Origin of the sequence: Tsukamurella pseudospumae (genome assembly GCF_001575205.1) — a bacterium.
Classification (GTDB): Bacteria; Actinomycetota; Actinomycetes; order Mycobacteriales; family Mycobacteriaceae; genus Tsukamurella; species Tsukamurella pseudospumae.
In genome coordinates, this window is the sequence record NZ_LSRE01000001.1 from 315326 (window position 1) to 329253 (window position 13928).

Sequence of the window (13928 nt, forward strand, 5' to 3'; positions counted from 1 at the left end):
TACCCACGAAATTACAGGTCAGATGGCCTTTCGAAGAGGAGGGGTATGCGGGAAACGCATACCCCTCCTCCGACCAGTGGCGTAGAGCGCTTCGCGGCCGCTATGTGAACTGAGCGGGGGTATGCACCTCATGCATATCCCCGCCTCCGAAAAACGTCCCTGAGCTGGGAAAACAATGGGTATGCGTGGCGCGCATAGCCTTTCCGAACGACACGTGCGCCCCGCGCGGCCGGCGCTAACCGAGCGTCGCGGTGTCGATCACGAAGCGGTACCGCACGTCCGAGGCGATCACACGCTCGTAGGCCTCATTGATCTGATCCGCGGAGATCAGCTCGATCTCGGAGCCGATGCCGTGCTCGGCGCAGAAATCGAGCATCTCCTGGGTCTGCGCGATGCCGCCGATCATCGAACCGGCGAAGCTGCGGCGGTTGCGGGTCAGGTCGAAGACGTTGACCGGGACCGGGTTCTCGGGCAGGCCGACCTCGACCAGGGTGCCGTCCACAGCCAGCATGCCGAAGTACTGGTGCATGTCGAGGTTCGCCGACACCGTGTTGATGATGACGTCGAACGTGTTGCGCAGCACCTTGAAGGTGTCCGGATCGGACGTCGCGTAGTAGTGCGCGGCGCCGAGGCGGAGCCCGTCCTCCATCTTCTTCAGCGACTGGCTGAGCACCGTGACCTCGGCGCCCATCGCGGCGGCGAGCTTGACGCCCATGTGCCCGAGGCCGCCCAGACCGATGATCGCGACCTTGGTGCCCGGCCCCACTTTCCAGTGCCGCAGCGGGCTGAACAAGGTGATCCCCGCGCAGAGCAGCGGAGCCGCCGCGGCGTAGTCGATGCTCTCCGGGACGCGCAGCACGTAGTTCTCGTCGACGACGATGCCCGTCGAGTAGCCGCCCTGCGTGGGCTGCCCGTCCCGGCCCTTGGCGTTGTACGTGCCGACCATGCCGCGCTCGCAGTACTGCTCCTCGCCGCGCAGGCACGCCGCGCACTCGCGGCAGGAGTCGACGAAACAGCCGACGCCCACGCGGTCGCCGACGGCGAACTTCGTGACCTCGGAACCGACCGCGGTGACCTCACCGGCGATCTCGTGTCCCGGCACCACGGGGTACCGCGCCGGCCCCCACTCGCTGCGCACGGTGTGGATGTCGCTGTGACAGATGCCCGCGTAGCGCACGGCGATCTGGACGTCGTGCGGGCCGGGATCGCGCCGCTCGACGGTCATCGGCTCCAGCGGTTCGGTGGCGGACACGGCCCCATATGCGTTGACGATCATGGGTCCCATTGTGCGCTCTCCGAAGTACCGCCCGCCTCGTGACCCTCGCTACATGTCCAGCCCCAGGTCGAGAGCCCTCACCGAGTGCGTGAGGGCACCGACGGCGAGGTAGTCGACGCCGGTGCGCGCGTAGTCCCGCGCCACGTCGAGGTGCAGCCCACCGGACGACTCGAGCTTGGTCCGCGGGGCCGTCTTGTTCCGGCGCTGCACCGCGGACTGCGTCATCCACAGCGGCATGTTGTCCAGCAGAACGAGATCGACGCCGAGCGCGAAGGCCTCGTCGAGCTGCTCGAGCGAGTCGACCTCGACCTCGAGCGGCACCCCCGGTGCACGACGACGCACCGCCTCCACCGCCGCCGTCACCGAACCGGCCGCGACCACGTGGTTGTCCTTGATGAGTGCGGCGTCGCCGAGCCCCATCCGGTGGTTGACTCCCCCGCCGGCGCGGACCGCGTACTTCTGCAGCGCGCGCAGGCCCGGCAGCGTCTTGCGGCTGTCGCGGATCTTCGTCTCCGTGCCGTCGACCTCCTCGACCCAGGCCGCGGTCGCCGTCGCGATGCCCGACAGATGCGTCAGCACGTTGAGCATCGTGCGCTCGGCGGTGAGCAGGGCGCGGGTCGGTGCCTCGATCGCCATCGCGACGTCGCCGGGCGCGATGACGGTGCCGTCGGCGATCTTCGCGGGCACCCGGTAGTTGCCGGGGCCGACCACCTCGTCGAGCACCCATTCCGCGACGGGCACGCCGGCCAGCACCCCGTGCTCCCGGCTGATCACCTTCGCGAGGGTGGTGGCACCGTCGGGCACCGTGGCCTCGCTGGTCACGTCCGGGCCGTACCGGAGGTCCTCGTCGAGCGCCGTGCGGATGAGCCGCACCACCTCGGCGCGGTCGGGCTCGAGCGTCAGTTCCGTCATCGGGTCGCCTCCAGCGCCTCGGTCGTGGTCTCCTGGCGGGCCAGCGCCTGCGCCGCCATCAGTCGTGCGACGGTGGCGAGCACGCCGTCCTCGTGATCGCGCGGGGTGGCCGCGGGCACGTCGACGACGAACCCCGGGTCGGCGAGCAGCGCGCCGAGCTCCTCCAGGCCGTCGACGGTGCGCCGGACCCCGCAGAAGCGCGTCATGGCGTCCTGGAGCTCGGGGCGCTCCGCGCGCGCGGTCGACGGCGAGATCGGGCGCACGGCACCGTCGGGCAGCGCGGGGGCGACCTGCGCCGCGGACGCGACCCGCAGGCCCATGACCAGTGCCTCGAGCAGGCTGTTGGAGGCCAGGCGGTTCGCGCCGTGCAGGCCGGTGTGCGCGACCTCGCCGGCCGCGTACAGGCCCGGCGCGGTCGTCGCGCCGTGGAGATCGGTGACCACGCCGCCGCACAGGTAGTGCGCGCCGGGGACGACGGGGACGAGGTCCGTCTGCGGGTCCAGGCCTGCGGCCCGGACGGCTTCCGTCACCGTCGGGAAACGTTGCGCGACATCGGGGATCATCGTGGCGTCGAGGTACACGCACGGCGCGCCGGTGCGTTCCATCGCGTCGGTGACGGCGCGGGCCACGACGTCGCGCGGCGCGAGGTCGCCCATCGGATGCACGCCGGCCATGACCGCATCGCCGTTCGCGTCCTGCAGGTGCGCGCCCTCGCCGCGGACGGCCTCCGAGATCAGCGGTCGCCGACCGCGCGCGCCCGGCGTGTACAGCATCGTCGGATGGAACTGGACGTACTCCAGCTCGCGGACGTCCGCGCCGACGGCGGCCGCGAGCGCGATGCCGTCGCCCGTCGCACCGAGCGGATTCGTCGTGCTGGCGAACAGGTGCCCCGCGCCGCCCGTGGCGAGGAGCACCGTCCGGCCGAAGACGTCACCGTCGGGCGTGCGCACGCCGACGATCCGGTCGCCGTTCGCGAGCAGGGCGTACGCCTGGCCGGGCCGCGCGGTCAGCGTCGTGCGGGTCTTCGCGGCCGCGGTCAGGGCGCGCTGGACCTCCGCACCGGTGGCGTCGCCCCCGGCATGGATGATGCGGGACAGGCAGTGCCCACCCTCGCGGGTTCGCTTGAGCGTGCCATCGGGGCGGCGGTCGAACTGCGCACCCCAGGAGATGAGCCGGTCCACCGCTGCCGGACCGTCGGCCAGGATCGACCGGGCCGCTTCGACGTCCACGAGCGGGCCGCCCGCCGCGACGGTGTCCGCGACGTGCCGCTCGACGGAGTCCTCCGGGTCGTTCACGTCGACGACCGCGATGCCTCCCTGCGCGTACGCCGTCGAGGTCGACGGTGCGCCGCCCACCGAGGGCTTGAACAGCACCGTCACCGTCAGGCCCGCATCGGCCGCCGCGATCGCGGCGGTGAGCCCCGCAACGCCCGCGCCGACGACGAGCAGGTCGGCAGCTTCGGGCCGCTCGGCCCCGGTCGTCATTCCCCGCCGCCGGGCTGCCCGATGCCGATCATGCGGGTCACGGCCTTGCGGCCGGCGTCGGCCATCGCGGCGTCCACGAACACCTCGTCCTTGCCCTCGACCAGGCACCGCAGAAGCGCGGCCGGCGTGATCATCTTCATGTACTTGCACGACGCGCGGTCGTTGACGGCGCGGAAGTCCACCCCGGGCGCCGCCATGCGCAGTTGGTGCAGCATGCCGACCTCGGTGGCCACGAGGACCTCCTTCTTGCCGGTGGCGCGCGCCTCGTCGAGCATGCCGCCGGTCGAGAGGATCTTGACCCGGTCGTCGGGGACGGCGCCCTCGCCGGCCAGGTACAGCGCGGAGGTGGCGCAACCGCACTCCGGGTGCACGTAGAGGTCGGCATCCGGGTGGGCCTTGGCCTGCGCGGCGAGCTCGTCGCCGTTGATGCCCGCGTGCACATGGCACTCGCCCGCCCAGATGTGCATGTTCTGCCGGCCCGTGACGCGCTTGACGTGCGCGCCGAGGAACTGATCCGGCAGGAACAGGATCTCGGTGTCCTCGGGGATCGACTGCACCACCTCGACCGCGTTCGACGACGTGCAGCAGATGTCGGTGAGCGCCTTCACCTCGGCGGTGGTGTTGACGTAGGAGACGACGACGGCACCCGGGTGCTCGTCCTTCCACTCCTGCAGTTCGACGGCCTTGATCGAGTCGGCGAGCGAGCAGCCGGCGCGCTGGTCCGGGATGAGGACCGTCTTCTCCGGGCTGAGGATCTTCGCCGTCTCCGCCATGAAGTGGACGCCGCAGAAGACGATCGTCGAGGTCGAGACGTCGGCGGCGATGCGCGAGAGCGCGAGCGAGTCCCCGACGAAGTCGGCGACGTCCTGAATGGCGGGCAGCTCGTAGTTGTGCGCGAGGATCGTGGCATCGCGGAGCTTCGCGAGTCGCTTGACCTCGGCGGCCCACTCCCGGTCGCCGTCGACGCCGGTGTACATGCCACCGCCCTCGACGATCCGGTCGTAGAGGGGCGAGCTGAATGCGGTGGCGGCGGACGTGGCTGTGGTCATCGCGGCGCCTCCCTTTCTGTCGGACTATTTATCGACCTATGATCGATATATGGCCGATGCTAGCACCGCTCCCCCGCACCGGGTCGCGCACGAGGTCCTCTCCGCTGTGTTCCGGGTCACTCCCTCGTCGGGGCCGGCGGGACCATCGGGCGTCCTCGAGGTCCTGCTGTGGCAGCGCGCGATGGCCCCGGACCAGGGCGCCTGGTCGCTCCCCGGCGGCCTGCTCGATCCGCGCGAGGACCTCCCCACGAGCGCGCGCCGGCTGCTCGCGGAGAAGGTCGACCTCACCGAGGTCGCCCACCTCGAGCAGTTCGCCGAGTTCTCCGACCCCCATCGCGTGCCCGCGAACGAGGACGCCGATCGCACCCTGGCGTCCACCTTCCTCGGCCTCGTCCGGTCCGGCACCGACCCACGACTGCCCGACGACACCACCTGGCACCCCGTCGAGGCCCTCCCCACGATGGCCTTCGACCACGCCGCGATGGTGCACCGCGCCCGCGCGCGCCTCGCGGCGCGCCTGTCGTACTCGAACATCGGCTTCGCACTGGCGCCGCGCGCGTTCCCGGTCTCGCAGCTCCGCGATGTGTACGTCGCCGTGCTCGGCTACCCCGTGGACGCGACGAACCTGCTGCGCATCCTCTCGCGACGCTCGGTGATCACGGCGACCGGCGAGACGGGGCAGGCCACGCGCGGGCGCCCGCCCGCGCTGTACCGGTTCACCGATTCCTACCTGCGCATCACCGACGAGTTCGCGACGCTGCGCCCGCCGGGCTGACGGCACCCTGCCGGGTGCGGCGCACCGTCGGACCCGCGGAGATCAGGCGGACTTCCGGGCGGCCCGGGCCCGTTCCCGCTCCACGGCACGGGCGCGACTCTCCTCGAACCGCACCACGTCGGCCTCGAGTTTCTCCAGGTAGCGGCCCAGCTCGTCGCGGTACTGCTCGCCCGCGGCCGAGACATCGGTCCGGTCGAACAGCCCCCAGATCGTGAAGATGGGTTTGAGCACATCGTCGAGGTGCTGCCGCAGATCGTAGATGCCGTGTTTGACCATGAGCACGCCGTTGCGGCGGAAGTCCGGCTTGCCCTCGCCGGGCATGACGAAGTTGGTGGTCACCTTGACGATGGACTTCAGCACCTGATCGGGCGCGATGTCGAGCGCCGCGGCCGTGAGGTTCCGGTAGAAGACCATGTGCAGGTTCTCGTCGGTGGCGATGCGCTTGAGCAGCGCGTCCGCGACCGGCTCGTCGCACACGCGGGCGGTCTGACGGTGACTGACCCGCGTCGCGAGTTCCTGGATGGTCACGTACACGACCTGGTCGAGGACGCCTCCGTACTGCTCCGGGGCCTCCACCCCGAGCTCCAGGTGCGTCATCCGGTCACGCTCGAGCTTGACCGGGTCGACGGAGCGGGTCACCAGGAGGTAGTCGCGCATCGCGATGCTGTGCCGGTTCTCCTCCGCGGTCCAGCGGCCCACCCAGGTGCCCCAGGCACCGTCGAGGGAGAAGTTGTCGGCGATCGTGCGGTGGTACGACGGGAGGTTGTCCTCGGTGAGGAGGTTGGTGATCATCGCGACGCGTGCGACCTCGGAGAGCGGCGACTGCCCCGGCTCCCAGTCCTCCCCTCCGAGCGCGGCGAAGTTCCGGCCGTCTCCGAACGGCACGTAGTCGTGCGGGCTCCACGGCTTCGCCACGCGGAGGTGACGATTGATGTTGTCCTCCACCACGGGCTCGAGTTCGGTCAGCAGTTGCAGGTCGGTCATCGTCGACATGGTCAGCGCCTCCGTCGTTCCGGACGATCCGATGGTAGGACGCCACGGGGCGACGGTGCAGCCGAACTTGCGGTACAAAAACGACGACCACCGCCGCTCCGTCACGCGGGCTACCGTGGCCACATGGGTCACCCGCGCAATGTCGATCTGGTCCTGGAAGGCGGCGGGATCCGCGGCATCGCGCTGCTCGGCGCCATCACGGAGCTGTCCGCCGCCGGCTACCGGTTCCCGCGGATCGGTGGCACCAGCTGCGGTGCGGTGGTCGGAGCGCTCGTCGCCGCGTACCAGCGCGCCGGCCGCCCGATCGAGGATCTCGTGGACGCGATGCACGAAGTCGACTACCGGAGGTTCGCGGACGAGTCCCGCGCGCAGCGCGCGTTCGGCCCGCTCGGCGACGGTGCGGCAGTCCTCCTGCACGACGGGATGCATTCGGGTGACCACCTCCTCGATTGGCTCACGCCCCTCCTCGCCGATGCGGGCGTGCGCACCTTCGAGGACCTGCGGATCGTCGACGACCCGGGGTGCGGCCTGGCGGATTACCAGCGCTACTCGCTGGTCGTGAACGTCTCGGACGTCAGTCGGCGGGTTCTGGTCCGGCTGCCCTGGGACTACGACCAGTACGGCCTACGGGCCGACGAACAATCGGTCGCCGCGGCCGTGCGCGCCTCGATGTCGGTGCCCTTCTACTTCCGGCCGGTGCGGGTGAACACCGACCGGGGCGCGGTGACCTGGGTCGACGGCGCACTCCTCTCCGCCTTCCCTGTGCGGATGTTCGACAGGTCCGACGGACGCGTCGAGCGCTGGCCCACGTGGGGCATGAAGCTGTCGGCGCGTCCGAGCGTGCACGCACCGGACGCGCCACTCGACGGTCCGCTGCAGCTCGCCGTCGGGTGTCTGCGCACCGCGCTGGACCAGGACTCGAACCGGTACCGCCTCGCCGACGAGGGGATCACCAACCGCACCGTCTACATCGACACCGGCGCCGTCGGGAGCCTCGACTTCGATCTCGACACCGCGGCGCGTGAGGGGCTGCTCGACGCCGGACGGCGCGCTGCGCGAGAATTCCTGACGACCCAGACACCCGAGCCGGGAGCGCCATGACCAGCACGTCCGAGGGCCCGTCGGAGGAGTCGTCCGCCGAGATCGCCGCCGACGAGACCGGCGACGTCGCACGCGGCCTGAGCATCGGCGCCGGCGCGGCCGTCCTGTTCCTCCTGCTGCGACTGCTGGCCGTGGCGGACTGGGACTGGAACACCGCGACGGCGATCATGGCGGTGACCGACGTCAACGACGCGCTGACCATGTTCTTCGGGACTCTGATGGGGGACGCGGCGTTCACGGGAGCTCTCGTGGCCCTACTGCTGCCGATCACGCTGCTCAAACTGGTGTGGCCGATCCGCGGCACTCGCACGGGTGTCGTAGGCACCAGCCTCACGCTCGCGCTGCTGATCGCCGCCGCGGTCGCCCTGTCGGCGACCTATCGGTACGTCTGGGTGCCGATCAGCGCCGTGGTCGTCGGGCTCCTCGTCGTCGCGATGCGGCTGTTCTGGCGGCACGGCGTGCTCCGCCGGTTCACGGAGTTCGTGTTCCGGCGCGCCACTCTGATCGCGGGGATCGGCCTGCTCGCGATCGCCGGCCTCGTCGAGACGCCGTGGGTGCCGCTCGAGGACGTCGTGACGAAGACGGGGACCGTGCACGGCTACGTCCTCAAGGCGGAGCCGGGATTCCTGACGGTGCTCACCGAACCGGACCGGCAGGTGCGCGTCCTCACCACTGCCGACGTGCTCGAACGGCGCTGATCACCCTCGGGAACACAATCGGACCACGGTCCGTTACAGTTCTCGATGGGCCCGATGGAGGCCCGAACGGGAAGGATCGACATGCAGTTCGGAATCTTCAGCGTCGGCGACGTCACCGCGGACCCGACCACCGGCACCACCATCAGCGAGCACGACCGCATCGAGATGATGACGAAGATCGCGATCAAGGCCGAGGAAGTGGGCCTCGACGTCTTCGCGACGGGCGAGCACCACAACCCGCCCTTCGTGCCCAGTTCCCCCACCACGATGCTCGGCTGGATCGCCGCCCGCACCGAGAAGCTGCGCCTCTCCACGGCCACCACGCTGATCACCACCAACGACCCGGTGAAGATCGCCGAGGACTACGCGATGCTGCAGCACCTCGCGAACGGGCGGGTCGATCTCACGCTCGGCCGCGGCAACACCGGCCCCGTCTACCCGTGGTTCGGCAAGGACATCCGCCAGGGCATCCCGCTGGCCATCGAGAACTACCACCTGCTGCGCCGCCTGTGGCGCGAGAGCGTCGTCGACTGGGAGGGCGAATTCCGCACGCCCCTGCAGAGCTACACCTCGACGCCGGCGCCGCTGGACGGCACGCCGCCGTTCGTGTGGCACGGCTCGATCCGCTCGCCCGAGATCGCCGAGCAGGCCGCCTTCTACGGCGACGGCTTCTTCCACAACAACATCTTCTGGAACAAGGAACACACCGAGCAGATGGTGCGCCTGTACCGGCAGCGCTTCGAGCACTACGGACACGGCTCCGCGGACCAGGCGATCGTCGGGCTCGGCGGTCAGGTCTTCATGGCCGGGACCGAGGCCGAGGCCAAGCGCCGGTTCCGCCCCTACTTCGACAACGCGCCCGTCTACGGCCACGGCCCGTCGTTGGAGGACTTCGAGAAGATGACCCCGCTCACCGTCGGCACCCCCGAGCAGGTGATCGAGAAGACGCTCGGCTTCGCCGCCTACGCGGGCGATTACCAGCGCCAGCTGTTCCTCGTCGACCACGCCGGCCTGCCGCTCGAGCAGGCGCTCGAGCAGGTCGAGATCCTCGGCACCCAGGTGGTTCCCGTGCTGCGCAAGGAGTTCGAGCTGCGCCGCCCCGCCCACGTCCCCTCGAATCCGCCGACGCACGAGTCGCTGGTCGCGGCCGGTCCCGACTCGCCGCATCACGACGTGGTGCCGTCCGCCGCCCTGCTCGCCGGACAGGAGGCCTGACGATGTCGCGTTCCCTCGTCGTCGTCACGGCCGGCGTGTCCGAGCCGTCGTCCACCCGACTGCTCGCGGACCAGCTGGCGGATGCCGTCCTGGCCGGGGTCTCGGCCCGGGGTGAGGCGCTGGAGGTCACCGTCATCGAGGTCCGGGAGCTCGCGCGCGACCTCGCGACGGTGATGACCACGGGCGTTCCCACCCCCGCACTGACCGCGGCGCAGGATGCGCTCGCTGCGGCCGACGGCGTCATCGCCGTCTCGCCGGTGTTCACCGCCAGCTACAGCGGGCTGTTCAAGATGTTCTTCGACGCGCTCGACCCGAATTCACTGACCGGGGTGCCCGTGCTCATCGCCGCCACCGCCGGCACGCCGCGACACTCGTTGGTGCTGGACCACGCGCTCCGGCCGCTGTTCGGCTACTTGCGCGCCCGGACCCTCCCGACCGGCGTGTTCGCCGCCACCGAGGACTTCGGCTCGTCCGAGCTCGCGGCCCGGATCTCACGGGCCGGGGGTGAGCTCGCCGGCGCCCTGATCACGTCCGACGGTGCCGTGGCCGGCTTCGGCGGACCGTCGGACCTGGGCGCCCCACGGCGCTCCGGGAAGGGCACCGACCTCGGCCCCGTCACCGACTTCGCCGACCTGCTCCGCGGGCACACCGGCTAGACGGTCGTCCGCCAACCGGCCGAACAGAGCGATCACCATGCACCACAGGGCTGCGACGCCCGGCCACACCATGACCAGCACCCACGACGCGAGGTCCGCGATCGTGCCGCCGGAGTGATCGGCCGGGGCGAGAAGATTGGCACCGTCGAGGCGGATCGACGGGGCTGCGGTGAAGTCCGAGCCGGCGGCGACCGGTCCAGTGAACCGGGCGTTCACCACCGCCTGGCCGAGGAGGACGGCGACCACCACGCCGATCACCGCCGCACCGAGCGTGATCCCGACACCGCGCGGCGTTCGGCGCGCGCCGCGGAACAGCGCCGCACCGGTCAGCAGCCCGCCGACCGTCGACACCGCCGCGAACGCGGCCGTCGCGACGAAGAAATTGTCCAGGTAGTCCGTGCGCAGCACGGTCTGCCCGGACGAGAGCACCACCCCGCGCACGCCCGGCACCGTCGTTCCCCAGACGAGGGCGGCGGCGGCCCCGAGGACCGCACCGACCACGATCGGCACCACGACGTGGGAGGTCGCGCTGGGCGCGGTTCGAATAGCCATCAGGGTAAGCGTATCGACCGTTCCTGTGCGGCCGGCGTCAGCGCTCGCGGCTCTTCGAGTCCAGCTCGCCGTGCCGGGAGCAGCGGGCGGTCCAGCCGTCGGGGCTGACCTGCACGATCATCCGGCGCGCACAGTAGGCGCAGTAGCGCGGCGGCTCGAGGCCGAGGAGCGCCGCCGCGAAGACGGGCGCCCCCTCGGCGAGCGGCTTGCCGGTGAACTCGTTGTACACCGGCTCCTTGTCGGCCACGACCGTCACAGCGTCTCGTTCAGGGCCTTGATCGGCATCTTCAGCTCGCCGAGCAGGTCGAGATCGGTCTCAGCGGGCCGACCCAGAGTGGTGAGGTAGTTGCCGACGATGACGGCGTTGATCCCGCCGAGGATGCCCTTCTCGGCGCCCAGGTCACCGAGGGTGATCTCGCGGCCGCCGGCGAAGCGCAGGATCGTGCGCGGCAGCGCCAGCCGGAACGCGGCGATGGACCGGAGCGCCTCGTTCGGCTCGAGCACGTCCAGGTCGCCGAAGGGGGTGCCGGGGCGCGGGTTGAGGAAGTTGAGCGGCACCTCGTCGGGCTCGAGCTCGGCCAGGTTCGCGGCGAACTCGGCGCGCTGCTCCAGCGTCTCGCCCATACCCAGGATACCGCCGCAGCAGACCTCCATGCCGGCCTCGCGCACCATCTGCAGGGTGCCCCAGCGCTCCTCCCACGAGTGGGTGGTCACGACCTTCGGGAAGTGCGAGCGCGAGGTCTCCAGGTTGTGGTTGTAGCGGTGCACGCCCATCGCCTTGAGCTCGTCGACCTGCTCCTGGGTGAGCATGCCGAGGCTGCACGCGATCTGGATGTCGACCTCGTTGCGGATGGCCTCGATGCCGGCGGCCACCTGGCTCATCAGGCGCTTGTCCGGGCCTCGGACGGCGGCGACGATGCAGAACTCCGTCGCGCCGGTCTTGGCGGTCTGCTTGGCGGCCTCGACCAGCGACGGGATGTCGATCCACGCCGAGCGCACGGGCGACTCGAACAGGCCCGACTGGCTGCAGAAATGACAGTCCTCGGGGCAGCCACCGGTCTTGAGGCTGATGATGCCCTCGACCTCGACCTCGGGGCCGCACCACTTCATGCGCACCTCGTGGGCGAGCTGGAGGACCTCGTCGAGCTTCTCGTCGGGCAACTGCAGCACGGCCAGGACCTGCTCCTGGCTCAGTCCCTCGCCGCGCTCGAGCACCTGCTCGCGTGCGACCTCGATGATGTCGGCCAGGACCCCGGTCATGTAGATCTCCCTCGTCGGCTGTGCGCTGTCGGCTGTGGTGTGCGACACCGTGGCGTCGCGGTTACCGAGCACTGTACAGCGTTCAATTCATGAACGGTGTTCAAGGGCCGTCGGTCACAGTCGGGCGAGTCCGGCCAGCCACTCCCGGTCGAACCACGACGCGGCCTGCGCACCGAACCGCGCCGGCGCGAGCGCGGGGGCACCGTCGGGCACCCTGCCCACGATCGGCACTCCGGTGAGCTCGGGAAGGTCGACGAGGTTGCAACGTTCCGCCAGGCCCGGGGCCTCGGGCCAGCGGGAGAGCACGATCCCCGCGCAGGCGACCCCGCCGGCCTCCAGCGCCCGGACGGTGAGCTCGGTGTGGTTGAGCGTGCCGAGGGCGGGATCGGCCACCACCACGACCGCCGCGCCGAGTTCCCGGGCCAGGTCGATGAGTGTGAACGGTGTTCGAGTTCCGTCGAGGCCGAGGCGCACCAGGACGCCGCCGGCCCCCTCCACGAGGACCGTCCCCTCCACACGCCGCACGATCTCGGCCGCCTCGTCGAGGCCCAGGGGCGCCAGACCCGCGCGGCGGGCCGCGGTGAGCGGCGCGAGGGGCTCCGGGTACCGCCGGTGCTCGACCGTCTCCACCCCGGGAACCAGCCGCGCGACCTCGGCCGCGTCCGACAGCGCACCGTCGGCGTCGCGATCGGCACCGTCGGGCAGTCCGGTCTGGGCGGGCTTGACGACGGTGACCGGCCCCGCGGTCCGCAGCGCCGCGGCGAGGGCGGCCGTGGCCACCGTCTTACCGACACCGGTGGACGTGCCGGTCACGCCGAGGATCATGCGACCGCCCGCCGGATCACTGCGACGGCGGCGTCGACCTCGGCGTCCGTGAGATCGGCGCGGACGGTGATCCGCAGCCGCGAGGTCCCTTCTGGCACCGACGGGGGCCGGAAGCAACCGACGTGCACGCCCTGCGCCGCGCAGGCGTCGCGGGCGGCGACGGCCCGCTCCGGCTCGCCGAGGACGAGCGAGACCACCGCCGATGTCGGCTCGGGCGCGCCGATGCCGGAGGCCACGGCGCGGGCGCGGTCGAGGACTCGGTTCGCGAGCGCGGGGTCGGCCCGCAGTTCGGCGAGGGCGGCGGCCGCGGCCGCGACGGCCACGGGGGCGAGGCCCGTGTCGAAGATGAACGGACGCGCCGCGTCGATGAGGTGCGCGCGCACCCTCTGAGGTCCGAGGACGACGCCCCCCTGGGAGCCGAGGGCCTTGGACATGGTGGCCGTGACGACGAGGTCGGGCGCGCCGGCAAGGCCGAGTTCGTGGACGAGACCGCGCCCGCCGTCGCCTCGGACCCCCAGGCCGTGCGCCTCGTCGACGACGAGGACCGCGCCGTGCGCGCGGGCGGCGGCGTAGAGGCCCGCGACGGGGGCGAGCATGCCGTCCGCGCTGTAGACCGAGTCGGTGAGGACGAGCGCGCGGACCTCGGTGCGCGCGGCGAGGGCCTCCCGAACGGCGTTCACGTCTCCTCGCGGGGTGACGACGATGCGCGCGCGGGAGAGGCGGCAGGCGTCGACGAGCGAGGCGTGCGAGCCGCCGTCAGAGACGACCAGGGCACCGCGGCCCGCGAGCGCGGTCACGACACCGAGGTTCGCGAGATATCCCGACGAGAAGCACAGCGCCGCCTCCGCGCCCAGGAATTCCGCGAGGCCGCGCTCGAAGGACTCGTGCAGTTCGGTGGTGCCGGTGACCAGCCTCGATCCGGTGGCGCCGGCTCCCCAGACGCGCAGGGCGTCGGCGGCGGCCGCGAGCACGCGCGGGTGCCGACTCAGGCCCAGGTAATCGTTCGACGCGAGGTCGAGCCCGGGTTCGTCGGGGCGGCGCGCCGTCAGCGTGCGACGCAGGCCGGCCTCGGCGCGGTCCGCGGCGTAGCCGTCGAGCCACCCCAGCGCATCTACTTGAACACCGTTCACCC

Annotated in this window: 14 protein-coding genes; 5 read left to right on the plus strand and 9 right to left on the minus strand. The window is 71.2% G+C overall.

The annotated features are described in order from the left end of the window. Positions 1–235 precede the first annotated feature (235 nt). From AXK61_RS01510 to nadA, 4 genes are read right to left on the minus strand one after another with little or no spacing between them, the layout of a single operon-like run. Complete coding sequence (locus tag AXK61_RS01510) at positions 236–1285, minus strand: NAD(P)-dependent alcohol dehydrogenase (RefSeq protein ID WP_082777750.1); 1050 nt, start codon at positions 1283–1285, stop codon at positions 236–238. Between the two features lie 39 nt (positions 1286–1324). Next, complete coding sequence (gene nadC / locus AXK61_RS01515; RefSeq protein WP_068569431.1) at positions 1325–2188, minus strand: carboxylating nicotinate-nucleotide diphosphorylase; 864 nt, start codon at positions 2186–2188, stop codon at positions 1325–1327. Continuing rightward, positions 2185–3672, minus strand: a complete 1488-nt coding sequence (nadB, locus tag AXK61_RS01520; RefSeq protein ID WP_068743412.1) for an L-aspartate oxidase — start codon at positions 3670–3672, stop codon at positions 2185–2187. The genes nadC and nadB overlap by 4 nt, the downstream gene beginning before the upstream one ends. Next, positions 3669–4721: a quinolinate synthase NadA gene (nadA, locus tag AXK61_RS01525; protein ID WP_068569429.1), complete on the minus strand. Its 1053-nt coding sequence runs from the start codon at positions 4719–4721 to the stop codon at positions 3669–3671. Before nadA ends, nadB begins: the two co-directional genes overlap by 4 nt. A 49-nt stretch (positions 4722–4770) precedes the next feature. Between nadA and AXK61_RS01530 the strand changes: the two genes are divergently transcribed. Beyond that, on the plus strand, positions 4771–5496 hold the full coding sequence (locus AXK61_RS01530; RefSeq protein WP_068569428.1) for an NUDIX hydrolase: 726 nt from the start codon (positions 4771–4773) through the stop codon (positions 5494–5496). 42 nt (positions 5497–5538) lie between these two features. On the opposite strand, the gene AXK61_RS01535 is transcribed toward AXK61_RS01530, so the two are convergent. Further along, positions 5539–6480, minus strand: a complete 942-nt coding sequence (locus tag AXK61_RS01535) for an acyl-ACP desaturase (RefSeq protein WP_068569922.1) — start codon at positions 6478–6480, stop codon at positions 5539–5541. Between the two features lie 132 nt (positions 6481–6612). Between AXK61_RS01535 and AXK61_RS01540 the strand changes: the two genes are divergently transcribed. The 4 genes from AXK61_RS01540 (at position 6613) to AXK61_RS01555 (ending at position 10159) form a co-directional block, all read left to right on the plus strand. Then, complete coding sequence (locus tag AXK61_RS01540; RefSeq protein WP_068743414.1) at positions 6613–7590, plus strand: patatin-like phospholipase family protein; 978 nt, start codon at positions 6613–6615, stop codon at positions 7588–7590. After that, positions 7587–8288, plus strand: coding sequence for a hypothetical protein (locus tag AXK61_RS01545; protein WP_068743415.1), 702 nt, complete (start codon positions 7587–7589; stop codon positions 8286–8288). Before AXK61_RS01540 ends, AXK61_RS01545 begins: the two co-directional genes overlap by 4 nt. Positions 8289–8369: 81 nt before the next feature. Then, on the plus strand, positions 8370–9503 hold the full coding sequence (locus tag AXK61_RS01550) for an LLM class flavin-dependent oxidoreductase (RefSeq protein ID WP_068743417.1): 1134 nt from the start codon (positions 8370–8372) through the stop codon (positions 9501–9503). A gap of 2 nt (positions 9504–9505) precedes the next feature. After that, positions 9506–10159, plus strand: a complete 654-nt coding sequence (locus AXK61_RS01555; RefSeq protein WP_068743419.1) for an FMN reductase — start codon at positions 9506–9508, stop codon at positions 10157–10159. Positions 10160–10748: 589 nt separating this feature from the next. Here AXK61_RS01555 and bsaP read toward each other — a convergent pair. From bsaP to AXK61_RS01580, 4 genes are all read right to left on the minus strand, one after another. Beyond that, the gene (bsaP, locus tag AXK61_RS01565; protein ID WP_068569920.1) at positions 10749–10940 is read right to left on the minus strand and encodes a biotin synthase auxiliary protein BsaP; all 192 of its coding nucleotides are present in this window, start codon (positions 10938–10940) and stop codon (positions 10749–10751) included. A gap of 23 nt (positions 10941–10963) precedes the next feature. Then, the gene (bioB, locus tag AXK61_RS01570; protein ID WP_068569921.1) at positions 10964–11971 is read right to left on the minus strand and encodes a biotin synthase BioB; all 1008 of its coding nucleotides are present in this window, start codon (positions 11969–11971) and stop codon (positions 10964–10966) included. A gap of 114 nt (positions 11972–12085) precedes the next feature. Then, positions 12086–12796: a dethiobiotin synthase gene (bioD, locus tag AXK61_RS01575; protein WP_068743423.1), complete on the minus strand. Its 711-nt coding sequence runs from the start codon at positions 12794–12796 to the stop codon at positions 12086–12088. After that, the gene (locus tag AXK61_RS01580) at positions 12793–13926 is read right to left on the minus strand and encodes an 8-amino-7-oxononanoate synthase (RefSeq protein ID WP_068743425.1); all 1134 of its coding nucleotides are present in this window, start codon (positions 13924–13926) and stop codon (positions 12793–12795) included. Before AXK61_RS01580 ends, bioD begins: the two co-directional genes overlap by 4 nt. Positions 13927–13928 lie beyond the last annotated feature (2 nt).

Coding starts and splice junctions, on each gene's coding strand:
- AXK61_RS01510 (WP_082777750.1), bottom strand. CDS start 1,285: ATGGGACCCATGATCGTCAACGCATATGGGGCCGTGTCCGCCACCGAA.
- nadC (WP_068569431.1), bottom strand. CDS start 2,188: ATGACGGAACTGACGCTCGAGCCCGACCGCGCCGAGGTGGTGCGGCTC.
- nadB (WP_068743412.1), bottom strand. CDS start 3,672: ATGACGACCGGGGCCGAGCGGCCCGAAGCTGCCGACCTGCTCGTCGTC.
- nadA (WP_068569429.1), bottom strand. CDS start 4,721: ATGACCACAGCCACGTCCGCCGCCACCGCATTCAGCTCGCCCCTCTAC.
- AXK61_RS01530 (WP_068569428.1), top strand. CDS start 4,771: ATGGCCGATGCTAGCACCGCTCCCCCGCACCGGGTCGCGCACGAGGTC.
- AXK61_RS01535 (WP_068569922.1), bottom strand. CDS start 6,480: ATGACCGACCTGCAACTGCTGACCGAACTCGAGCCCGTGGTGGAGGAC.
- AXK61_RS01540 (WP_068743414.1), top strand. CDS start 6,613: ATGGGTCACCCGCGCAATGTCGATCTGGTCCTGGAAGGCGGCGGGATC.
- AXK61_RS01545 (WP_068743415.1), top strand. CDS start 7,587: ATGACCAGCACGTCCGAGGGCCCGTCGGAGGAGTCGTCCGCCGAGATC.
- AXK61_RS01550 (WP_068743417.1), top strand. CDS start 8,370: ATGCAGTTCGGAATCTTCAGCGTCGGCGACGTCACCGCGGACCCGACC.
- AXK61_RS01555 (WP_068743419.1), top strand. CDS start 9,506: ATGTCGCGTTCCCTCGTCGTCGTCACGGCCGGCGTGTCCGAGCCGTCG.
- bioB (WP_068569921.1), bottom strand. CDS start 11,971: ATGACCGGGGTCCTGGCCGACATCATCGAGGTCGCACGCGAGCAGGTG.
- bioD (WP_068743423.1), bottom strand. CDS start 12,796: ATGATCCTCGGCGTGACCGGCACGTCCACCGGTGTCGGTAAGACGGTG.